16 protein-coding genes are annotated in these 22,492 nt (G+C 61.0%); 4 read left to right on the forward strand and 12 right to left on the reverse strand.

Going from position 1 to position 22,492, the window contains the following annotated elements; translation table 11 throughout:
- Nucleotides 1-14 precede the first annotated feature (14 nt).
- Entirely contained in the window at nt 15-2,525 is a 2,511-nt protein-coding gene (gene ptsP / locus V8689_RS23345) for a phosphoenolpyruvate--protein phosphotransferase (RefSeq protein WP_056789099.1), read from the forward strand.
- Between the two features lie 26 nt (nt 2,526-2,551).
- Nucleotides 2,552-4,249: an N-acetylglucosamine-specific PTS transporter subunit IIBC gene (gene nagE / locus V8689_RS23350; RefSeq protein WP_056789097.1), complete on the forward strand. Its 1,698-nt coding sequence runs from the start codon at nt 2,552-2,554 to the stop codon at nt 4,247-4,249.
- 225 nt (nt 4,250-4,474) lie between these two features.
- On the opposite strand, the gene V8689_RS23355 is transcribed toward nagE, so the two are convergent.
- From V8689_RS23355 to purL, 5 genes are all read right to left on the reverse strand, one after another.
- Entirely contained in the window at nt 4,475-4,738 is a 264-nt protein-coding gene (locus tag V8689_RS23355) for a DUF6124 family protein (RefSeq protein WP_032895417.1), read from the reverse strand.
- 481 nt (nt 4,739-5,219) lie between these two features.
- Nucleotides 5,220-5,666 carry a hypothetical protein gene (locus V8689_RS23360; protein ID WP_056789094.1) on the reverse strand — a complete coding sequence of 149 codons (447 nt, stop codon included), beginning with the start codon at nt 5,664-5,666 and terminating at the stop codon, nt 5,220-5,222.
- A 227-nt stretch (nt 5,667-5,893) separates the two neighbouring features.
- Entirely contained in the window at nt 5,894-6,157 is a 264-nt protein-coding gene (locus tag V8689_RS23365) for a DUF6124 family protein (RefSeq protein WP_056789092.1), read from the reverse strand.
- Nucleotides 6,158-6,632: 475 nt separating this feature from the next.
- Nucleotides 6,633-6,944, reverse strand: coding sequence for an NGG1p interacting factor 3 protein, NIF3 (locus tag V8689_RS23370; protein ID WP_044268045.1), 312 nt, complete (start codon nt 6,942-6,944; stop codon nt 6,633-6,635).
- Nucleotides 6,945-6,948: 4 nt separating this feature from the next.
- On the reverse strand, nt 6,949-10,845 hold the full coding sequence (gene purL, locus V8689_RS23375; protein ID WP_056789089.1) for a phosphoribosylformylglycinamidine synthase: 3,897 nt from the start codon (nt 10,843-10,845) through the stop codon (nt 6,949-6,951).
- Nucleotides 10,846-11,131: 286 nt separating this feature from the next.
- Here purL and mltF point away from each other — a divergent pair, with 286 nt between their 5' ends.
- On the forward strand, nt 11,132-12,592 hold the full coding sequence (gene mltF, locus V8689_RS23380; protein ID WP_032895413.1) for a membrane-bound lytic murein transglycosylase MltF: 1,461 nt from the start codon (nt 11,132-11,134) through the stop codon (nt 12,590-12,592).
- Between the two features lie 140 nt (nt 12,593-12,732).
- Here the strand turns inward: mltF and V8689_RS23385 are convergent, their stop codons facing one another.
- The 5 genes from V8689_RS23385 to treP all read right to left on the reverse strand — a co-directional run bounded on the left by V8689_RS23385 (nt 12,733) and on the right by treP (nt 20,366).
- On the reverse strand, nt 12,733-13,011 hold the full coding sequence (locus V8689_RS23385) for a PTS transporter subunit EIIB (protein WP_056789088.1): 279 nt from the start codon (nt 13,009-13,011) through the stop codon (nt 12,733-12,735).
- Nucleotides 13,012-13,013: 2 nt separating this feature from the next.
- Entirely contained in the window at nt 13,014-15,548 is a 2,535-nt protein-coding gene (gene ptsP, locus V8689_RS23390; protein WP_056789085.1) for a phosphoenolpyruvate--protein phosphotransferase, read from the reverse strand.
- Nucleotides 15,549-15,769: 221 nt separating this feature from the next.
- Nucleotides 15,770-16,990, reverse strand: coding sequence for a maltoporin (locus tag V8689_RS23395; RefSeq protein ID WP_056789083.1), 1,221 nt, complete (start codon nt 16,988-16,990; stop codon nt 15,770-15,772).
- A 164-nt stretch (nt 16,991-17,154) separates the two neighbouring features.
- Nucleotides 17,155-18,801, reverse strand: coding sequence for an alpha,alpha-phosphotrehalase (treC, locus tag V8689_RS23400; protein ID WP_056789080.1), 1,647 nt, complete (start codon nt 18,799-18,801; stop codon nt 17,155-17,157).
- Between the two features lie 122 nt (nt 18,802-18,923).
- Nucleotides 18,924-20,366 (reverse strand): PTS system trehalose-specific EIIBC component, encoded by a 1,443-nt coding sequence (gene treP / locus V8689_RS23405; protein WP_056789077.1) that lies wholly within the window; start codon nt 20,364-20,366, stop codon nt 18,924-18,926.
- Between the two features lie 254 nt (nt 20,367-20,620).
- Between treP and treR the strand changes: the two genes are divergently transcribed.
- Nucleotides 20,621-21,325, forward strand: a complete 705-nt coding sequence (gene treR, locus V8689_RS23410) for a trehalose operon repressor (RefSeq protein ID WP_032895407.1) — start codon at nt 20,621-20,623, stop codon at nt 21,323-21,325.
- A gap of 3 nt (nt 21,326-21,328) precedes the next feature.
- Here the strand turns inward: treR and V8689_RS23415 are convergent, their stop codons facing one another.
- Nucleotides 21,329-21,640, reverse strand: coding sequence for a hypothetical protein (locus V8689_RS23415; protein WP_081089432.1), 312 nt, complete (start codon nt 21,638-21,640; stop codon nt 21,329-21,331).
- Nucleotides 21,633-22,430: a hypothetical protein gene (locus V8689_RS23420; RefSeq protein WP_150073500.1), complete on the reverse strand. Its 798-nt coding sequence runs from the start codon at nt 22,428-22,430 to the stop codon at nt 21,633-21,635. Before V8689_RS23420 ends, V8689_RS23415 begins: the two co-directional genes overlap by 8 nt.
- Nucleotides 22,431-22,492: the final 62 nt, after the last annotated feature.

Genomic DNA, 22,492 nt, shown 5'->3' on the forward strand with positions numbered 1-22,492 from the left:
TGAGTACCGTGCCCATGCCCAACAACAATAATCCATTGACCCTTAGCGCCCCCTTGAGTGGGCCGGTGCTGGCCCTGAACCGCGTCCCCGACGAAGTGTTCGCCAGCGGCGCCATGGGCGACGGTCTCGCTATCGACCCGCTGAACGATTGCCTGCAGGCGCCCTGCGACGGCGTGATCATCCATGTCGCCCGCACCGGGCATGCCCTGACCCTGCGCGCCGACAACGGTGCCGAAGTGTTGATGCACATCGGCATCGACACCGTGCAACTCAATGGCGAAGGCTTTGCCTTGCTGGTGAAGGAAGGCGCACGGGTGAGCCAGGGCCAGGCGCTGGTGCAGTTTGACCTGGACCGCATTGCGCGCCAGTGCAAGAGCCTGGTGAGCCTGATCATCCTCACCAACAGCGACCGTTTTGCGCTGACGCCTCTGGCAGTGAAAACCGTCAAGGCCGGTGAGCCGTTGATGCAACTGGCCCCGCGTTCGGCCACCGCCGTGCAAACAGCTGTGGATAACTCCAGCGCCGAAGCCAGCGCAAGCGTACGTATCACCCACCGCGGCGGCCTGCATGCGCGCCCTGCCGCGCTGGTGCGCAAGACGGCGCAAGGTTTCAGCAGCCAATCGCAGTTGCACAGCGGTGATAAATCAGCGCCGTGCGACAGCCTGATCGGCCTGATGGGGCTGGGCATTGGCGAGGGCGATGAGGTACGGGTGACCTGCCGTGGCACCGATTGCGAAGCCGCGTTGCAGGCACTGGTCGCCGCGCTGTCTGTGGTGGTGCACGAGGAACATCAGGCGCCGGTCGTGGCCACACCCCGCCGCGTGAATACCGAAGCCAATGTACTGCAAGGCGTATGCGCGGCACCGGGCCTGGTGTGCGGGCCGTTATTCCGCCTGACGGGCATCGAGCTGCCGCAAGACACCGGTTCACATAACGTCGACGAGCAACGGCAACAGCTGGATGCGGCCCTTGAGCAAGTGCGCGGCGAAATCCGCAGCACCCTGGACCACGCTCGCCAACGCAAGAATGTCGAGGAAGAAGAGATCTTCGCCGCCCACCTCGCCCTGCTGGAAGACCCTGCATTGCTCGACGCGGCCACCGCCGCCATCGCGCAGGGCAGCGCCGCCACCCACGCCTGGCGCGATGCGATCCAGGCCCAATGCGCTGTGCTGTTGGCATTGGGCAAGCCGCTGTTCGCCGAGCGCGCCAACGACCTGCGCGACCTGCAACAGCGGGTATTGCGTGCGTTGCTGGGTGAAGCCTGGCATTTCGAATTGCCGGCCGGTGCGATTGTCAGCGCCCATGAACTGACGCCCTCGGACTTGCTGCAATTGAGCACGCAAAACGCAGCAGGCATCTGCATGGCCGAAGGCGGCGCGACTTCCCATGTGGCCATTTTGGCCCGCGGCAAAGGCTTGCCCTGTGTGGTGGCGTTGGGCGATGAAGTGCTCGACGTTCCCCAAGGCCAACGGGTGGTGCTCGACGCCGCCAATGGCCGCCTGGAACTGGCGCCCAGCGAAGCGCGCCATGCCGAAGTCCACCAGATTCGCGAAACACAAAAATTGCGGCGTCAGCAGCAACAGGCTCAAGCCCAGCAGGCGGCGAGTACCCGCGATGGCGTGACCATCGAAGTGGCCGCCAATGTCGCCTCCAGCAGCGAGGCCCAACTGGCGTTTGCAAACGGCGCCGATGGCGTCGGCCTGCTGCGCACCGAATTCCTGTTTGTCGACCGTCGCACCGCGCCGGATGAGCAGGAACAACGCCAGGCTTATCAGGCCGTGCTGGATGCCATGGGCGACAAGTCGGTGATCATTCGCACCATCGATGTGGGCGGCGACAAGCAGCTCGACTATTTGCCGCTGCCGATCGAGGCCAACCCGGTGTTGGGCCTGCGCGGCATTCGCATGGCTCAGGTGCGTCCGGAATTGCTCGACCAGCAACTGCGTGCCCTGCTGCAAGTCTCGCCGCTGGCGCGTTGCCGCATTCTGTTGCCGATGGTCAGCGAGGTGGATGAACTGCTGCAGATACGTCAGCGCCTGGATGAGTTATGCGTGGAGTTGGCACTGACCGAGCGCCCCGAACTGGGGGTGATGATCGAAGTACCCGCCGCCGCGCTGATGGCCGAAAAGCTCGCCGAGCATGCGGACTTTTTGTCCATCGGCACCAATGACCTGTCCCAGTACACCCTGGCCATGGACCGCGACCACGCAGGCCTGGCCGCCCGTGTCGACGCGCTGCACCCGGCGTTGTTGCGGCTGATCGCGCAAACCTGCGTCGGTGCGGCCAAACACGGGCGTTGGGTCGGCGTGTGCGGTGCCCTGGCGTCGGACCCGCTGGCCACCCCGGTGCTGGTCGGCCTGGGTGTGAGTGAGCTGTCGGTAAGCCCGCCGCAGATCGGCGAAATCAAGGACCGCGTTCGCCACCTGGACGCGGCGCAATGCCGGCAACTGAGCCAGGCACTGCTCGACCTGAGCAGCGCCAAGGCCGTTCGCCAAGCCTGTCAACACCACTGGCCGCTGAGCTGAAAACAACAAGAACAAGGAGACACGCCATGTACCAACACTTTATCGAAGGCCTGCAACGCCTGGGCCGCGCACTGATGCTGCCGATCGCGATCCTCCCGATCGCCGGCTTGCTGCTGCGCCTGGGCGACACCGACTTGCTCAATATCGCGGTGATGCACGATGCCGGCCAGGCGATCTTCGCCAACCTGGCGCTGATCTTCGCCATCGGCATTGCCGTGGGGTTTGCCCGCGACAACAACGGCACTGCGGGCCTGGCCGGCGCAATTGGTTACCTGGTGATGATCTCCACGCTCAAGGTGATGGACACCACCATCAACATGGGCATGCTCGCCGGTATCGCCAGCGGCTTGATGGCCGGCGGGCTGTACAACCGCTTCAAGGACATCAAGTTGCCGGAGTACCTGGCGTTCTTTGGCGGGCGACGGTTTGTACCGATTGTCACCGGCTTTTCGGCGGTGGGCCTGGGCGTGATCTTTGGCCTGATCTGGCCGCCGATCCAGCACGGCATCAACAGCTTCGGCGTGCTGCTGATGGAAAGCGGCAGCCTGGGCGCGTTCGTGTTTGGCGTGTTCAACCGCCTGCTGATCGTCACCGGCTTGCATCACATCCTTAACAACATGGCCTGGTTCGTGTTCGGCAGCTTTACCGACCCGGTAACCGGCGCGGTCGTCACCGGCGATCTGACCCGCTACTTTGCCGGCGACCCCAAAGGCGGCCAGTTCATGACCGGCATGTTCCCGGTCATGCTGTTCGGCCTGCCCGCGGCCTGCCTGGCGATGTACCGCAATGCGTTGCCTGAGCGGCGCAAAGTGATGGGCGGGATTTTCCTGTCGATGGCGCTGACCTCGTTCCTCACCGGGGTGACCGAGCCGATTGAATTTGCCTTTATGTTCCTGGCGCCGTTTCTGTACTTGATCCACGCGTTGCTCACCGGCCTGTCGATGGCGGTCACCGACCTGCTGAATATCCACTTGGGCTTTACCTTCTCCGGTGGGTTTATCGACATGGTGCTGGGCTGGGGCAAGTCCACCAATGGCTGGCTGGTGGTACCGGTGGGCCTGGCCTACGCGGTGATCTACTACAGCGTGTTCAGCTACTGCATCCGCCGCTTCAACCTGAAGACACCGGGCCGGGAAGATATCCAGGTGGTGCAGGCTGAAGCGATGAGTGATAACCAGCGGGCTACGGCTTATATTCAGGCGTTGGGTGGGGCTGAGAATTTGCTGAGTGTCGGTGCCTGCACGACGCGTCTGCGTTTGGACATGGTGGATCGCAACAAGGCGGTGGATACAGAGTTGAAAGCGCTGGGTGCCATGGCTGTGGTTCGGCCAGGTAATGGTGGGAGTTTGCAGGTGGTGGTTGGGCCGATGGCCGATAGCATTGCTGATGAGATTCGCTTGGCAATGCCGGGGTTTGTTGCCGTAACGCCTGTAGCCGTTGCGCCTGTGGATAAGCCGGTGACGGTGAATGTGCAAGAGGCTGAAAAGTGGCTGAATGCCCTAGGTGGTCGGGAGAATGTGCGGCATCTGGAAGCGGTAGCGATGACCCGGTTGCGGGTGGAGTTGGGGGATGATTCGCGGTTGTCCGAGGCTCAGCTGACTGTGCTCGGCTGCCAGGGTGTGAGTCAGCTTGAGAGCGGTGTTTGGCACCTGTTGATGGGTGACAAGGCATCGGGGTTGGGTGAAGCGCTGGAGCGGTTGGTGAGTCGTCCGATCAACGCCTGACGGTGCTAGATCGTTCCCACGCTCTGCGTGGGAATGCCGCCCCGGACGCTCCGCGTCCCGCCCTGCGCGAGGGTGACGCGGAGCGTCACAAGATGCATTCCCACACGGAGCGTGGGAACGATCAGAAGCGCTGGAGCGGTTGGTCATTGGCGTTGAGGTCGGTGCCAGGCTCTAGAGATGTTGTGGCTATTCTGGCCTATTCGCGAGCAAGCCCGCGAATGGGTTTTAACTGGCGCCGGAAGGTTTAAGCTCGGGCACTTCGTTCAAGTCCAACACCCGATCCACCATGAGCTGAATACCCTCCAGCATCCGGCAAATCGCCAAAACAACATCACGCTGCGCGCCAGCGACTTCAAACGCCAGCTGGCTGGTTAGCGCCTGCAGCGAAGCGATGTCCTGCGAGGTATTGGCGAGCAAGGTTTCGCTATCGATACTGCGTCGTACGCTGAATAACTGATCTGAAGGGGGATTGGGACTGTCTTTGATCATGGTAATGCTCCTCAAAAAATGGGAACTACCAACATCACTTGCAGATGATGGGTGGCAGCTGTGTGCGGGCCTGCAAGACCAAGGAAGGAGCATCCCGGGTAGACCCAAAGGTCTCCCGCACACAGCCACCATAAAGCGATGACCATGAAAAGCGCCACGATTATAGCGGCGCTTATGAGCTCCAACATAATTTCGGCGGGCTTGCAGTCCCGGTCGCTGAATTGGCAGCGACTGACGAAGGTTAGTGGTACCCGTTCTGAGGGACAACCTGAAAGGCTTGTCGGAAAGTTCTGAGGCGCCTGCACCGGCGTCATCGCAGGCAAGCCAGTTCCCACAGTGGGTTGATGCATGACAGGACAACACGATCAAACTGTGGGAGCCGGGCTTGCCCGCGATGAGGCCCTCACAGCCAACAAAAAACCCGCCGGCCAAACTGGCCCAGCGGGTTTCTTGTTTCACACACTTGTCATTTGACGTCCGCCTAGGCAGACGCTGCGCGTTGCTGCGCTTCGTAATGACGGGTCTGAAAAGGCATCAAGGCCTGAACCTTCAAACCCAGTCCCTCACTCAACCCCCAAGACATTGCCAGCTCGTCACGACGACTGCGCAACGCAACAGCGCCTTGTGGTTTCACGTATTGCTTGGACGCAGAAAACAGTTCAAGCGCCTTCAACGCTTCCTTTACCCGACTATCTGTCGCGCACGAAAAGCGCGTGAATCGCTCAAGCAAATAACCCGCGCGACGAAGCTCCAACTCACTGGAGTGTTCCTCCATGAACACCCTCACCTCGCCCACAAGATTCGTATCCGAATACCACACAGCCTTCGCTGCACTGACCAGGGCAGCATCATCAGCCTGGTTCAAAGGGCTTTTGACCAGTGTGTCCAAGGCGGACGAGAGGACTGAAACGTTAAAAGGCTTCGCCATCCGCTGTCTCCAGATAATCATGCAAGATATGTCGATCGTTCCCACGCTCCGCGTGGGAATGCATCCTGTGACGCTCTGCGTCACCCTCGCGCAGGGCGGGACGCGGAGCGTCCGGGGCGGCATTCCCACGCGGAGCGTGGGAACGATCAGAGGCGTCCGGACTGGGTGAGGCATTGGAGCGGTTGGTTACCTGCCCGATCAACGCCCTCGCCACAGAGTGAGTGTACTCAGTTACTGATGGGTACTTCCTGGAGATCCAGTACTCGATCCACCATCAACTGAATACCCTCCACCATCCGATGAATCCCCAGCACCGCATCACGGTGCGGGCCGTCGATTTCAAAAGCCAGATTACCCGCCAGTGCCTGTACGGAAGCCAGGTCTTGGGAGGCGTTGGCGAGCAGGGTTTCGCTGTTTAGGTTGGTTAGGACAGTGAAGATTTGGTCGGTAGGCTGGGAATCTGATGGGGGATTGGGACTGTCTTTGATCATGGTAAACCTCTGGTGTGAAGTAAGAACTACCAGCATCACTTGCAGATGATGGGTGGCAGCTGTGTGCGGGCCTGCAAGACCGAGAATCACCAGCAAGTCTCGGTAGACCCGAAGGTCTCCCGCACACAGCCGCCATAAATAGCGACCATGAAAAAGCGCCGCAATTATAAAGGCGCTTGTAACTAACTGGTGAGGTTTCGGCGGGCTTGCAGTCCCGGTCGCTGAATTGGCAGCGACTGGCGAAGGTTAGTGGTACCCGTTCCGAGGGACAACCTGAAAGGCTTGTCGGAAAGTTCTGAGGCGCCTGCACCGGCGCCATCGCAGGCAAGCCAGCTCCCACTCTGGGTTGATGCATGACAGGACAACACGATCAAACTGTGGGAGCCGGGCTTGCCCACGATGAGGCCTTCACAGCCAACAAAAAACCCGCTGACCAAACTGGCCCAGCGGGTTTCTTGTTTATGCAGCCTGCCGATCAAAAATCCGCCAACTGCCACACCTCATACGCCGGTGTCTCATACGGGTGACTGAGTTTCAAAGCAGCCACGACAGCCGCAATCAACTCATCCGCCACCACCAGCTCAACCTTCCACTCCTCGACCACTTCAACCTGACCCACCTGCCCGATAAACGGCTGGCTGCCGTCCAACGCACGGAATTGGCCCTGGCCCAGCACTTGCCAGGCGCAGCTGTCGTAGTCGCCGATGCGCCCGCCGCCAGCGGTGAAGACGGCGGTTTTCACCGTCTCTACATGGCTGTCGGGCACGAAGAAGGCGAGCTTGTACACGGCCTTAGTTCACCCACACGCGGGCGTTGCGGAACATGCGCATCCAGGCGCCGTCTTCGTTCCACTCTTCCGGGCGCCACGAGTTTTGCACGGCGCGGAATACGCGCTCCGGGTGCGGCATCATGATGGTCACGCGGCCGTCGCGGCTGGTAAGGCCGGTGATCCCGCGTGGCGAGCCGTTCGGGTTGGCCGGGTAGCTCTCGGTGACCTTGCCGTGGTTATCGACAAAGCGCAGGGCCACAGTGCCGGACAGGTCGGCTTCAAGCAGCGCTTCTTCGCTGCTAAATTCGGCGTGGCCTTCACCGTGGGCGATGGCGATTGGCATGCGCGAACCGGCCATGCCCTGCAGGAAGATCGAGTTGGATTCCTGCACCTGCACCATGGCGACACGGGCTTCGAACTGCTCGGAACGGTTGCGCACAAAGTGCGGCCAGAACTCGCTGCCCGGGATCAGTTCGCTGAGGTTGGACATCATCTGGCAACCGTTGCACACACCCAGGGTGAAGCTGTCGTTGCGTTCGAAGAAGCCCTGGAACGCATCGCGGGCACGGCTGTTGAACAGGGCCGACTTGGCCCAGCCTTCACCGGCACCCAGCACGTCGCCGTAGGAGAAACCACCGCAGGCCACCAGGCCTTTGAACTCGTTGAGGTCAACGCGACCGGCGAGGATGTCGCTCATGTGCACGTCAATCGCATTGAAGCCGGCGCGGTCGAACGCGGCCGCCATTTCCACCTGGCCGTTGACGCCCTGCTCACGCAGTACGGCAACCTGTGGGCGGATGCCCTTCTTGATGTAAGGCGCGGCGATGTCCTGGTTGACGTCGAAGCTGAGCATGGTGCTCAGGCCCGGGTTGTCTTCTTCCAGGATCACGTCGAATTCCTGCTCGGCGCAGTCGGCGTTGTCGCGCAGACGTTGGATCTGGTAGCTGGTCTCGGCCCACTGGCGTTGCAGCAAGCGGCGCTGACCGGTAAAGACCGTGTCGCCGTTGAACGAGATATTGACTTCGCCGTTGTTGATCGGCTGACCAATCACCGCCACGCACTCGGCCAGGCCAGCGGCGCTGAACTGCGCGAGTACGTCTGGGGTCGCGTCCTGGCGCACCTGGATCACTGCACCCAACTCTTCGTTGAACAGGATGCCGTTGATTTCGGCAGCATCCTCGGCAACGCTGTCGAGCACGATGTTCAGGCCGCAGTGACCAGCGAAGGCCATTTCGACAACGCTGGTCAGCAAACCACCGTCGGAACGGTCGTGGTAAGCCAGCAGGTGGCCGTCGGCATTCAGGCCCTGGATCACGGCGAAGAAGGCTTTGAGGTCTTCGGCGTCATCGACGTCCGGGGCCTGCTTGCCGAGCTTGCCGTGGGTTTGCGCCAGGATCGAGGCGCCCATGCGGTTCTGGCCACGGCCCAGGTCGATCAGGATCAAGTCAGTGGTGCCCTTGTCCATGCGCAGTTGCGGGGTCAGGGTCTGGCGGATGTCGGTGACCGGCGCAAAGCCGGTGACGATCAGCGACAGCGGCGAGGTGACGCTCTTGTCGGTGCCGTCTTCGTTCCAACGGGTGGCCATGGACATGGAGTCCTTGCCCACCGGAATGGTGATACCCAGCTCCGGGCACAGCTCCATGCCCACGGCTTTGACCGTGTCGTAAAGGCGCGCATCTTCACCCGGGTGGCCGGCAGCGGACATCCAGTTGGCCGACAGTTTGATGTCGGACAGCTTGCCGATACGCGAGGCGGCGATGTTGGTGAGGGTTTCACCAATGGCCATGCGGCCCGACGCCGGAGCGTCCAGCAAGGCCAGCGGTGTGCGCTCGCCCATGGCCATGGCTTCACCGGTGTACACATCGAAGCTGGTGGCGGTGACGGCAACGTCGGCCACCGGCACTTGCCATGGGCCGACCATTTGGTCACGGGCAACCAGGCCGGTGATGGTGCGGTCGCCGATGGTGATCAAAAAGCTTTTGCTCGCCACGGCCGGGTGGTGCAGCACGCGTTCGATGCTGTTGGCCAGGTCCAGCGTGCTTGGGTCGAAATCATCGCCAAGTTCGGCTTCACGGTTGGCCGAACGGTGCATGCGCGGGGCCTTGCCCAGCAGCACTTCCAACGGCATGTCCACCGGGCTGTTGCCGAAGTGGCTGTCGGTGACCGTCAGTTGTGGCTCGGCAGTGGCTTCGCCAACCACGGCAAACGGGCAACGCTCGCGTTCGCAGATGGCCTGGAAGCGTGCGAAGTCTTCAGGGCCGACGGCCAGTACGTAGCGTTCCTGGGATTCGTTGCTCCAGATTTCGTGCGGGGCCATGCCCGGCTCGTCGTTTGGAATGTTGCGCAGTTCGAAACGGCCACCGCGGTCGCCGTCGTTGACCAGTTCCGGGAAAGCGTTGGACAAACCACCGGCGCCGACGTCGTGGATGAAGCTGATCGGGTTCTTGTCACCCAACTGCCAGCAACGGTCGATGACTTCCTGGCAGCGGCGCTCCATCTCAGGGTTTTCGCGCTGTACGGAAGCAAAATCCAGGTCTGCCGAGCTGGTGCCGGTAGCCATGGAGGAAGCCGCGCCGCCGCCCAGGCCGATCAGCATCGCCGGGCCGCCGAGCACGATCAGCTTGGAGCCGACCAGAATTTCGCCTTTCTTGACGTGCTCTTCACGGATGTTGCCCATGCCGCCGGCCAACATGATCGGCTTGTGGTAACCGCGCACTTCATCGCCACGCGGGGTGGTGATGGACTGCTCGAAGGTCCGGAAGTAGCCGGTGAGCGCCGGGCGCCCGAATTCGTTGTTGAACGCGGCGCCGCCCAGCGGGCCTTCGATCATGATGTCCAGCGCGGTGACGATGCGCTCAGGCTTGCCGTACGGCACTTCCCACGGCTGTTCGAAGCCCGGGATCTGCAAGTTGGACACGGTGAAACCGGTGAGGCCCGCCTTGGGCTTGGCACCACGACCGGTGGCACCTTCATCGCGGATTTCGCCACCGGAACCGGTGGCTGCGCCCGGGAACGGGGCAATCGCGGTCGGGTGGTTGTGGGTTTCAACCTTCATCAGGATGTGCACCGGCTCCTGCACCGCGCCGTACTGACGGGTTTCAGGGTCCGGGAAGAAACGGCCGGCGACGGAGCCGACGATCACCGAGGCGTTGTCCTTATAAGCCGACAGAACGCCTTCGCTGTGCATCACGTAGGTGTTCTTGATCATGCCGAACAGGCTTTTTTCCTGGCTTTGGCCGTCGATGTCCCAACTGGCGTTGAAGATCTTGTGACGGCAGTGCTCGGAGTTGGCCTGGGCGAACATCATCAGTTCGATGTCGTGGGGGTTGCGCTTCAAACCGTTGAAGGCGTTGACCAGGTAGTCGATCTCGTCTTCGGCCAGGGCCAGGCCCAGCTCGGTGTTGGCCTTCTCGAGGGCGGCGCGGCCACCGCCGAGTACGTCAATGGCGGTGAGCGGCTTGGGTTCGGCGTGGCTGAACAGGCCGGCAGCCTGTTCCAGCTGGCTGACGATGATCTGGGTCATGCGGTCGTGCAGGCTGCTGGCGATCAGCTCGGCCTCGGCGTCGCTGAACTGGCCAGCCACGTAGAAGGCGATCCCACGTTCCAGGCGCTGGATTTTATCCAGGCCGCAGTTGCGGGCGATGTCGCTGGCCTTGCTCGACCAGGGCGAGATGGTGCCGAACCGTGGCAGAACCAGGAACAAGCGGCCAGTCGGCTCTTGAACGGGAACGCTTGGGCCGTACTTCAGAAGGCGTGCCAGCACTTGCTGTTCGTCGGCGGTCAAGACGCCGGTTACGTCGGCGAAGTGAGCAAATTCAGCGTACAGGCCTGTAACAGCTGGAACCTTCTGGCTCAGTTGCTCAAGGAGTTTGCTGTGGCGAAAGGCAGAAAGGGCAGGAGCGCCGCGCAGGATCAACATCTTCGGGACAGCCTCGGGAAGGGGTGTGCTTTGAGGCCGTGCATTCTAGCGTAAACCTTCGCCAACGGCACCCGAAACGCTACCGGTGGCCGCCGCCGAACGTCAGTTGGCACGCTTTGCCTGCGATCACGGCGTTATCCAGGGCATTGGGCGCAGTTATTTTAACCGTCACAAACGCTCGCCAAGCCCCGTTTCTGCGGGCTGCAGCACAGTTTTGCGCTGGCTAGCAGACAAGTGCGCCGCTGTCGAGATATGGCGCCGTGGGCCGTTTGCGTATACTGCGCAGATGTTCTTCCCAACTGTTTCGCGCCTGCGATGCGTCAAATGGCTCATCGCCACCTTGCTCTTCCTGATGCTCAGTGCCTGTGTTGATAAACCCAGCACACTGGAGCGAATCAAGGAGGATGGCGTATTGCGGGTGGTCACTCGCAACAGCCCCGCGACGTATTTCCAGGATCGCAACGGTGAAACCGGCTTCGAATACGAACTGGTCAAGCGCTTTGCCGACGACCTGGGCGTGAAGCTGGAAATCGAGACTGCCGACAACCTTGACGACCTGTTCAACCAGTTGAGCAAACCCAACGGCCCGGTGCTCGCCGCCGCTGGCCTGGTGAGCAGCGAGCAGCGTCAGCAGCAAGTGCGCTTTTCCCACCCGTACCTTGAAGTCACCCCGCAGATCATCTACCGCAACGGCCAATCGCGCCCCACCAACGCCGCCGACCTGGTGGGCAAGAAGATCATGGTGCTCAAGGGCAGCACCCACGCCGAACAACTGGCGGCGCTGAAAAAACAGAACCCGGCGATTGAATACGAAGAGTCCGACGCCGTTGAGGTGGTGGATTTGCTGCGCATGGTCGACGAAGGGCAAATCGACCTGACCCTGGTGGACTCCAACGAAGTGGCCATGAACCAGGTGTACTTCCCCAACGTGCGCGTGGCCTTCGACCTTGGCAATGCCAGCAACCAGAGCTGGGCAGTGGCGGCCGGTGAAGACAACAGCCTGCTCAACGAGATCAACAGTTACCTGGACAAGGTCGAGAAGAACGGCACCCTGCAGCGTCTGAAGGACCGCTACTACGGACACGTCGATGTCCTCGGCTATGTCGGCGCCTACACCTTTGCCCAGCACCTGCAACAACGCCTGCCCAAGTACGAAAAGCACTTTCGCGCCTATGCCAAGGCCGAGAAAGTCGATTGGCGGTTGTTGGCAGCCATTGGTTACCAAGAATCGCTGTGGCAACCCACGGTCACGTCCAAGACCGGCGTGCGCGGCCTGATGATGCTGACTCAGAACACTGCGCAAGCCATGGGCGTGTCCAACCGCCTGGACCCCAAGCAGAGCATCATGGGCGGCGCCAAGTACCTGGCGCGGATCAAGGATGAGCTGGACGACAAGATCGCCGAACCCGACCGCACCTGGTTCGCCCTCGCCGCCTATAACGTGGGCACCGGCCACCTGGACGACGCGCGCATATTGGCGAAAAAAGAAGGCCTGAACCCGAACAAGTGGCTGGACGTGAAGAAGATGCTGCCACGCCTGTCGCAGAAGCAGTGGTACAGCAAGACCCGCTACGGCTACGCCCGCGGCGGCGAGCCGGTGCATTTTGTGGCCAACATCCGGCGTTACTACGACATCCTCACCTGGGTGACCCAGCCGCAGCTGGAGGGTAACCAGGTAGTGGAAGGCAACCTGCATGTGCCGGGTGTGGACAAGACCAAGCCTGCGCAAGACACTCCGCAACTCTGATCACGACAGCCCGAACACTGCAAATCCCTGTGGGAGCCGGGCTTGCCCGCGATGGCGGCCTGACAGTCAAGGTATTTAGCGCCTGACACACCGCTATCGCGGGCAAGCCCGGCTCCCACATTTGATCATCGTCGCCTTCCTTATAGGCCGGTGAGCAGGTGGGCCACGCCGCCCGGCAGTACCATCACTGCGGGTATGCCCGCCGCCTTCAATGCAGACTCATCCAACCGCACGCCTTCCTTCAACTGCACGCGCACCCGCGTGAGTGCCACGCGCTGCTGTGACGTGACGTTGCCCTCCCCGCCCAATGCACTCAGCACCTCGGCCGACAACAGGCTGGGGGTCGACGCGGTAACCGTCTCGGCCACCAAATCAGGCGTCAGGGCTTTCCAGAACGCCCGCTGCAATTTCTCGAACATGCTCAGTGCTCCACGACAGGTGAGGTTTCAACGGTGGCCGCGTGGTACAGGCGCAGGGCCTCGCGCACTTGGTCGGCTTCTTCAAGGCCCAATACCTGGCGGGCGATGAGCTGGCAGTCGTGCAGGTCCAGCTCGCGCACGGTGGCCTTGATGGTGGGGATCAGCGGCACGCTGACCGACAGCTCATCCACGCCCAGGCCGATCAACACCGGCACCGCCATGGTTTCGGACGCCAGCGCACCACATACGCCCACCCACTTGCCGTGGGCATGGGCCGCTTTGACGGTGATGTCGATCAGGCGCAGCACCGACGGGTGAAAACTGTCGGCCTGGCTGGCCAGACGCGGGTGGTCGCGGTCCATGGCCAGGGTGTATTGGGTGAGGTCGTTGGTGCCGATGGAGAAGAAATCCACATGGGGCGCAAACACATCCGCCATCAGCGCCGCGCTGGGCACTTCGATCATGATGCCCAGCTTGGGCAGTTCGCTCAGGCCAAGGGCCTGTGCTTCCTCTTCGAGCATTTTGCGCGCCAGGTGCAGCTCCGACAGCAGGCTGACCATCGGCAACATGATATGCAGCCGCGCCAAGCCGGCGCTGGCAAGAATCGCACGCAACTGTTCACGCAACAGTTCGGGGCGTTCCAGGCACAAGCGGATCCCGCGCAGGCCAAGGAATGGGTTGGTCTCGCTGTCCATCGGCACATAGGCCAAAGGCTTATCGCCGCCCACATCCAGGGTACGCACCACCAGATTTCGTTCGGTGCCGAGGGCGCGGGCGATGGCGCTGTAGGTGTCGGCCTGCTCTTCTGCGCTCGGTGCACGGTTGCGTTCCAGGTAGAGAAACTCTGAACGCAGCAGGCCCACGCCTTCTCCGCCCAGGGTCAGGGACTGCTCCACTTCCTGCAACGAGGCGACGTTGGCCGTGACCTCGACGTGGTGACCGTCGCGGGTGACCGCTGCCCGTGAGGCCTGCGCCACTTCACGCTGCAGCCGCAGCTTTTGCTGTTGGCGCACCGCCTGCAGTTGCTCGATTTCGGCCAGGTTCGGCTCCAACTGCAGCTCGCCTTTGTCGGCATTGAGCAGTACCCGTTTGCCGTTGGCCAAGGCCAGTACTTGACTGGGTACACCGCAAAGAGATGGCAGGCCGAGGGCCCGGGCGAGGATGGCCACGTGACTGGTAGCGCCCCCGGCGACCGTGACAAAGCCCAGCACTTTACTGGTATCCAGGCCGGCGGTTTGCGAGGGTGTCAGTTGTTCAGCGACCAGGATGGCGCACTCCGGCAGTTCCATGGACCGCTCTGGCACGCCCAGGATCAACTTGAGTACGCGCTGGCCGACGTCGGCCAAATCCGCCGCACGCTCAGCCAGCAGCGTTTTACCCAAGCCTTCGAAGAGCCTGGCGGTTGCTACTGTGGCCGTGTTCCAGGCAAAGGCGGCGCTCTTGCCTTCGGCCAGCAGGCTATGGGCTTGCTCAAGCAGGGTCGGGTCTTCGAGCAATTCCTGGTGAGCGCGGAAGATCTCGGCCTGGGCGCTGCCGGCCGCCTTGGCCTGCAAGGCTTGCAACGCCTCGTTTGCCGCCCGCAGGCCACGGGCCAATGCGGTACGTTCGAAGGTTTCTCCCGCACCGGCTTCGGGAATCTCAAGCGCCGGTTCAGCCACTTGGACCACCTGGCCGAATGCCGAGCCAGGTGAGGCACAGATGCCTCGCAACACGGACGCCGAAGAAGCAGGCGCAGCGGGTTTGTTGATCGGCTCGACCGCTACCGGCAGCGTCTCGCCACAGCCGTCGAGCAACAACGCCACCAGCGCCTGGATCGCCGCCTCGGCATCTTCCCCCGCCGCGCTCACTTGCACGCTGTCGCCCTGGGAGGTCTGCAGCGCCATGATCGCTACAAGCGACTTGGCATTCGCGCTCAAGGTTTGCTTGTGCAGGAAAATGCTGGAACTGAACCCCTTTGCCGCCTGGGCAAACACCGCCGCAGGGCGGGCATGCAAGCCGCTGGCATTGGGCAGGGTCACTGGCTTGGAAAACAGCGCATTGCCCTCCTCCTCGTCCACCTCAGCTTTCATCTGCCCCGGTGAGACCTGCAACAGTGGCTGGCCAGACTCGACCAGCGCCTGACCGGCCACCAACGGCACAAACGGCTCGCCACTCACAATGAGCATCAAGGTCAGCAGGCTGCGTGCATTGAGCGCCACATAATCGGCATCGAACTCAATCAGCGGCTGCCCGGCCTCCACCCGTTGGCCCTCCTCGACCAGCCGGGTGAAGCCCTGGCCCGCCAGGTTCACAGTGTCCAGGCCAATATGCAGCAGCACCTGCACACCGTTATCGGCGGTGACACTGACCGCATGGCCGCTGTCCTGAATGTTGCTGATCACCCCGGCCAACGGCGCGCAGAGGGTTTGCGAGGTGGGGTCGATGCACAGGCCATCGCCAATCACGCGGCCGGAAAATACCGGGTCGGGCACCTGGTCCAACGCCAGCAAAACCCCGGACAAGGGTGCCAGCAGTTCCAGGGGTTGAGATGTGGTCATGACTTCACCTGTTTGTGTTGTTCTTTAAAAATCATTGAGTCGATGCAAGGTTGAAGATGACGAAGGTCAGTGTGGGAGCGGGCTTGCTGTGGCGAGGGAGCTTGCTCCCGCTCGACTGCGCAGCAGTCGCAGGCTTTTGGGGGCGCTTCGCACCCCAGCGCAAGCAAGCTTGCTCGCCACAACAAGCCCGCTCCCACATTAGCCCGCGTACTCCTTCCTGATTACTTCCACCAATATTCGACCTGCATGCCTATGTTCGACCCATGCCGCGCCGTGCCATAGGCGCCGGTGTCGGACAACGCCGAGCCCGCCGCCAGCTCATTGGCCGCGCGCTTGGCCGCTTTGTTCCAGGACGCATAGGTGTAATACAACCGCACCTCCGGCCGCGCCCAGAATTCAGGGCCTTTGGGCGACCAGGTCGGGGCGAAGGTAAATTTGCTCAACTTGCGCGTACCGCCGGTGGCCTCGACCTGATCGTGCCCCAGCTCAGTGACCAGTTTGAACTGCTCGCTGAGCGCATACGCCGGGCGCACACCCAGGGACATCCAGTTCTGGTCCTGACGCCCTGGGCGCACATCTTTCTGGTACACCGCCTCGACTTGCCCGCCGAAACGCGGGGTCAGCTGCCAATCAAAGAACTCCACCGCGCGGTAACTTTTGCTGCTCTTGTCCAGCGCGGTATTGCCGGTGTAGCCCAGGCCGGTGCCGGGGCCTTCGCCGTACTGCAGGGCAAACTTGTTCTTGCCACCCAGGAAGGCCGCTTGCACATGCTGCGCCGTCAGCGCCCAGCCGCTGTTGGTGTCACGGCCACCGGCCTTGGCGATGTAGCTCAAGCCCAGTTCCAGCTCGCCACCGGGGTTGGTCTTGAAACCTGCGACGTTGAAGTCGTGACGGGTGGCGTATTCCTTCTGGTACAGGTTGTCCTTGCGCGACAGGGCGTAGCTGTATTTCAAACCGCCGATCAGCACGTCCTCGATCCCGCCACCGGTGGCGCTCTGGTTCCAGTAGTAGAAGTCGGAGATATGGATATCGTTACGCTTGTAGTAACGCCGCCCGGCCCACAGCGAACCACCATTGAGGCTGGGCAGGTTGGACCACTGCGCATACATCTGCGGCATGCGCGCCGAGCCGTTGTTTTCGCCCTGGAACTTCAGGGCGCGGTCGTACTTGTTGTAGAGGGACGCCATGGCATCGACGCTGAGCACCGAACCGTCGTCGAGGGTCAGCAAATCCTGACGCAGTTCCAACTCGGCGTACTGCTCGCATTCGTTACCCAAGCGGTATTTGGTTTGCGCACCCGGCAGTTGGAAACATTGCTGCTTGCCGCTGCCCGTTGACGTGCCCACGCCGCTGCGCAAATACCCGGCAAACTCCAGGGCCTGGGCGCCGAAAGGCAGAGTGAGGCACGACGCTATAAGGCCCAGCTTTATTGTTGTTTTCATGAAGCGCTCCTTCTATTTTTATTGTTTTTCTTACAGTCTTGCGTGACGCGATCACCTGTAGGAGCGAGCTTGCTCGCGAAGAATTTGCAGCCTCCACGCCACACCTGGAGGGGCGCGTTTTCGTTGACGATCTTCGCGAGCGAGCTCGCTCCTACAGGGATGTTTCAATCAGTCAGGTGCAGCACGAAGGATTCATAAGGGCGTAGCACCAGCGTGCTTGTGTGCGGTGGGCAGTCCGCGTAGTTGCTGATCAGCAGGCGCTGCTCGCTCGCGGCATTGATCACGCCTTCGGGCAGTTGGATCTCGCACGGCGATCCATAGAAGTTGTTAAGAACCAACAGGCGCTCGCCGTGGCCTTCACGCAGGTACGCCCAGACCTGGAGATGGTCTTGTAGCAACGGGCGGTAAACGCCTTCCTGTATCAGCGGTTCGCGGCGGCGCAAGTCGATCAGCCTGCGGTAGTGATGCAGCACTGAATCGGGGTCATCCATCTGGCTTGCGACGTTGATCTGCGCGGCATTGGCGGGGATGCCGATCCAGGGTTCACCGCGGCTGAACCCCGCGTTCGCTTCGGTGCTCCACTGCATGGGCGTACGCCCGTTGTCGCGGGACTTCTGCATGATCGCCGCCATGCTCGAGGCTTCGGACTCGCCCGCATCGCGCTTGAGCCGGAAGATGTTCAGGGTTTCCACATCACGGTACTGCGAGATGCTGTCGAAGCCGGGGTTGGTCATGCCCAGCTCTTCGCCCTGATACACATACGGCGTGCCCTGCAGAAAGTGCAGCGCCGTGGCGAGCATCTTGGCCGAAACCACGCGGTGTTCGCCGTCGTCACCAAAACGCGAAACCACCCGTGGCTGGTCGTGGTTACACCAGAACAACGCGTTCCAGCCGCCACCGGCCTGCATGCCCATCTGCCAGTCGGAGAGAATCTGCTTGAGTTGCAGGAAGTCGAAGTCGGCCTTCACCCACTTTTGCAGGTTGGGGTAATCGACTTTCAGGTGGTGAAAGTTGAAGGTCATCGACAGCTCTTTCGACGCTGGATTCGAGTAGCGAATGCAGTGTTCCAGGCGGGTGGATGACATCTCGCCCACGTTGATCAGGTCATGACCTTCAAAGACTTCGCGGTGCATTTGCTGCAAGTATTCATGCACGTTCGGGCCGTCGGTGTAGAAGCGGCGGCCGTCGCTGTTGTCCTCGGGGAAATCGGCGGGCTTGGAGATCAGGTTGATCACATCCAGGCGGAACCCACCCACGCCTTTGTCGCGCCAGAAGCGCATCATCTTGAACACTTCGGCGCGCACCTGGGGTTTGTCCCAGTTGAGGTCGGCCTGGGTATGGTCGAACAGATGCAGGTAGTACTGGCCAGTCTGCGCTTCGTATTCCCAGGCCGAGCCGCCGAACTTGGATTCCCAGTTGTTCGGCTGGTCGCGCCAGATGTAGAAGTCGCGGTAGGGGTTGTCGAGGCTACTGCGCGCCTGCTGGAACCATTCGTGTTCGATGGAGGTGTGGTTGACCACGATGTCGAGCATCAGCTTGATGCCACGCTTGGCCGCTTCGCTGATCAGCAGCTCGCAATCGGCCATGGTGCCGTAGCTGGGGTCGATGGCGTAGTAGTCGCTGATGTCGTAGCCGTTGTCGCGCTGGGGCGAGCGCAGGAACGGGGTGACCCACAGGCAATCCACGCCCAGCCACTTGAGGTAGTCGAGTTTGTCCACGATGCCCAACAGGTCACCGGTGGCGTTACCCGCGTGGCTGTGGAAGCTTTTGGGGTAGATCTGGTAGATCACCGAGTGTTGCCAGGTTTGCATGGTGGGTTCCTTCAGTAGAGTTGGGGGCTGGCCCTTCTGGCCTCATCGCAGGCAAGCCAGCTCCCACACTTGAATGTGTTCACAAATCACTGTGGGAGCTGGCTTGCCTGCGATAGCGACCTTCAGGCGACCCGGTAACCAGGCCGAACGATCTTCATGCTCAACATGCACGTCAGCGCAAACGGCACGACCATCGCCACGACCATGCCAATCACGAACATCGGAATGGCGCTCGGCACGATCGAGATAAACCCGGGCAGCCCACCGACGCCGATGGCCGAGGCCTGCACTTTGTTCAACGACAGGAAAATGCTGCCCAGCGCCGAGCCCAGCAGCGCGGCATAGAACGGAAACTTGAAGCGCAGGTTCACCCCGAACATCGCAGGCTCAGTGATGCCGAAGTAAGCGGAAATCGCCGAGGTCGAGGCCATGCTTTTGTCCCGCGCATTGCGGGTCATGTAGAACACCCCGAGGGCGGCGCTGCCCTGGGCCAGGTTGGACATGACGATCATCGGCCAGATAAAAGTGCCGCCCTGGGTAGAGATAAGCTGCAGGTCGACGGCCAGGAACATGTGGTGCATGCCGGTGATCACCAGTGGCGCGTAGAGCAGGCCGAAAATCGCGCCGCCGATCATCGGGGCGATCTCGAACAGCGTCACCAAACCTTCGGTGATCAGAATGCCAAGGTGACGGGTCACCGGGCCGATGATCGCCAAGGCCAGCACGCCGGTGACGACGATGGTGGTGATCGGCACGACCAGCAGTTGAATGGCATTCGGCACCCGCGTCCGCAGCCACTTTTCGATCACGCTCATGACAAAGGCCGCCATCAGGATCGGCAGGATCTGCCCCTGGTAACCCACCTTCTCGATCTGGAACCAACCGAAGATATCGAAGTACGGCAGGCTCTGGCCGTCGAGGCCGGCGACCGCCTTGCCGTAGTTCCAGGCGTTGAGCAGGTCGGGGTGCACCAGCATCAGCCCGAGCACGATGCCGAGGATTTCACTGCCGCCGAACCGCTTGGCCGCCGACCAGCCCACCAGCGCCGGCAGGAACACGAAGGAGGTGTTGGCCATCAGGTTGATCAGGCTCCACAGGCCATCCAGGTTCGGGTAGGCCTCCAGCAGCGTCTTGCCTTCGATGAACATGCCCTTGGCGCCCATCAGGTTGTTCACGCCCATCAACAGGCCGGCGATGATCAGCGCGGGCAGGATCGGCATAAACACATCGGAGAACACCCGCACCAGACGCTGCATGGGGTTGGTCTTGTCGCCGCCGGCCTTCTTGACGTCGGCAATAGTCGAGGCGGCAAGGCCGGTCAGTTCGCGCAGGGCGGCGTAGACCTTTTCCACTTCGCCGGGGCCGATCACTACCTGGAACAGGCCACCGGTAAAGAACGACCCTTTGACCAGGTCGACCTGGTTCAGCGCACTGCTGTTGACCAGGCTGGGGTCCTTGAGCGCCAGGCGCAGGCGGGTCACGCAATGGGCAGCCTGCTCAAGGTTTTCGCGGCCCCCGAGGTTGTCGAGAATCTCGCGGGCAATCATTGAATAGTCGTGGCTCATGCTCGTTTTCCACTGTGATTGTTTTTATGGGTGGCAGTCGTTGGCAGCACGCCGAGGAGGGAAAAGTACTCGTCTGTACGAGTTAAATCAACAACTCGTCTGTACGAGTTACACTTTTGTTTATGCCTACGAGCTTTCTGTCAGATTTTTCCCAGAGTCGCACCGCTGTCCAATGGACAAACCCCACCTCTGCCACTATGGTTCCAGCCTTGAACGCGCCGTCCACCTTCATAACGCCGGGCAAGAGCCATCCCATGAGCAAATACAACCAGATCTATACGGATCTGCTTGCCAGCATCACTACCGAACGCCTGCAACGCGGTACGCGCCTTCCCTCCGAAACCGAACTGATGGACGCCTACCAGGCCAGCCGTGGCACCGTGCGGCGCGCCATCGAGCAGTTGCAGGAACGTGGCTTTGCGCAAAAAATTCACGGCAAGGGCACCTTTGTGTTGTCGCCCAACCCGATCGAGTTCCAACTGGGCGGCATCGTCAGCTTCCACGAGACCCACGCCGACCTGGGTGATGACGTACGCACCGAGGTGGTCGAGTTCACCCAGATCCCACTGGAAGGCTCACTGCTGCAACACATCGAGGCCGAGCCCGGCACACTGATCACGCGCATCAAGCGGGTACGCCGCATCGGCGGCAAACGGGTGATCCTGGACATCAACCACTTCATCAGCGACCTGATTCCCGGCCTGGACCGCGACATCGCCGAGCAGTCGATCTACGCGTTTATCGAGCAAACGCTGCAGCTGCAGATCAGCTACGCGCAACGCACCATCGAAGCCTTGCCGCGCAGCAAGGACGACCAGGCGCATCTGGATCTGGATGGGCAAAGCCATGTGATTGTGGTGAGCAACCAGACGTTTTTGCAGGATGGAAGGCAGTTCGAGTACACCGAGTCGCGGCATACGTTGGATAAGTTTTATTTTTCGGATGTGGCGCGGCGGTGAAACCTACCCAAAGGTTGGGTCGCTTGGGACGTACGGAAGGCAAAAGCAGGTGCCCGCTTTGGAGATCGCCAAGTCAGGGGAAGTCGTCATCCGGTCGCTGCCTGCCCACGGATAAAGATCACCAAACAGAAGCGCGTGGACCTTTAGAAAGTCGCGATACGTGATCGTGTTTTTCTTCGCCAAATAGGTCATCGCGTCAGCAAGGTTCGCCGTAAACAGATCATGTTCTAGTTGCTTGACGATATTGAGGTCTTTTTCACCCACAACGTTTCTGAGATAGCCCTTCGCGTCAAAGTCCTTGAATGGGTCAAACACGCTGCTTTTCCCTCAAATAGTTGGTAAGCAGGTGAACCGCTTCCAGACCGGTGACTTTTTTCTCTTTCTTAAGCGCGATGACCAAGTTCTCTATGACGTCAGTCTGAACATCATCTCCCGCCAACCGGGAAATATTTTCTGCCCACTCATCCGCGTAAGTCCGTATGTAAGCGACCTGGCATGCTTCCGCCAGATCCATCACGTAACGCCGTAGTCCAGACTTAGGAATGATCAAGGCCCCCGTTTTCGGATGACGCCGGACCGAACTTTTCGGTTTACGGGGAGAGGCGAGTTCATTGACATAAACCACTGACCGCCCACCGAGCGATAACTTGCGTCGAATTCGGCGGCTACCTTTTATGCAAATCCGTGCATCCTTTGACGCGACCAAACGCCCGGCGCCGGATTTGGCGACCTGCACCGAAGCACTCACGCCCAGCCGTTGCAATACCTCAACGGCGAGCGTTTCAAGGTTAGCGACGGGAGTCACAACGCCTGTAACAGGGTGACGAGAAGCTTTGGCGTAGATGCCAATGCCCATGCGGACGATCACGCCTTTGCGCATTAGCTCATCCAACGCTACAGAAACCTGTGAATGCCCACCAAGCGTTGCGATATCCATACGCAGGATCACGTTTCCCAGCATGCCATCAATGGCACTCTGCATACGCTCTTCCAGCTTCATGAACAGACCTCCATGATCGCGACCGCTCACAGTGAGCAATGGCATCAGCGTGTTAATTCGATCAGAAACAATAAGGTAGCTTTGCTTCATTTCGATTATGGTCAAGCTCAGGAAATTCTCCAACCCTTCCCGGCTTGAAGTAGAGTTTGTACGGGTCTCCATTGGAA

Source organism: Pseudomonas sp. AK181 (assembly GCF_051122975.1).
Classification (GTDB): Bacteria; Pseudomonadota; Gammaproteobacteria; order Pseudomonadales; family Pseudomonadaceae; genus Aquipseudomonas; species Aquipseudomonas lactis.

Excerpts from the sequence above, each read along its gene's own strand:
- ptsP (WP_056789099.1), top strand. The coding sequence starts at position 15 with ATGCCCAACAACAATAATCCATTGACCCTTAGCGCCCCCTTGAGTGGG.
- nagE (WP_056789097.1), top strand. The coding sequence starts at position 2,552 with ATGTACCAACACTTTATCGAAGGCCTGCAACGCCTGGGCCGCGCACTG.
- V8689_RS23355 (WP_032895417.1), bottom strand. The coding sequence starts at position 4,738 with ATGATCAAAGACAGTCCCAATCCCCCTTCAGATCAGTTATTCAGCGTA.
- V8689_RS23360 (WP_056789094.1), bottom strand. The coding sequence starts at position 5,666 with ATGGCGAAGCCTTTTAACGTTTCAGTCCTCTCGTCCGCCTTGGACACA.
- V8689_RS23365 (WP_056789092.1), bottom strand. The coding sequence starts at position 6,157 with ATGATCAAAGACAGTCCCAATCCCCCATCAGATTCCCAGCCTACCGAC.
- purL (WP_056789089.1), bottom strand. The coding sequence starts at position 10,845 with ATGTTGATCCTGCGCGGCGCTCCTGCCCTTTCTGCCTTTCGCCACAGC.
- mltF (WP_032895413.1), top strand. The coding sequence starts at position 11,132 with ATGTTCTTCCCAACTGTTTCGCGCCTGCGATGCGTCAAATGGCTCATC.
- V8689_RS23385 (WP_056789088.1), bottom strand. The coding sequence starts at position 13,011 with ATGTTCGAGAAATTGCAGCGGGCGTTCTGGAAAGCCCTGACGCCTGAT.
- ptsP (WP_056789085.1), bottom strand. The coding sequence starts at position 15,548 with ATGACCACATCTCAACCCCTGGAACTGCTGGCACCCTTGTCCGGGGTT.
- V8689_RS23395 (WP_056789083.1), bottom strand. The coding sequence starts at position 16,990 with ATGAAAACAACAATAAAGCTGGGCCTTATAGCGTCGTGCCTCACTCTG.
- treC (WP_056789080.1), bottom strand. The coding sequence starts at position 18,801 with ATGCAAACCTGGCAACACTCGGTGATCTACCAGATCTACCCCAAAAGC.
- treP (WP_056789077.1), bottom strand. The coding sequence starts at position 20,366 with ATGAGCCACGACTATTCAATGATTGCCCGCGAGATTCTCGACAACCTC.
- treR (WP_032895407.1), top strand. The coding sequence starts at position 20,621 with ATGAGCAAATACAACCAGATCTATACGGATCTGCTTGCCAGCATCACT.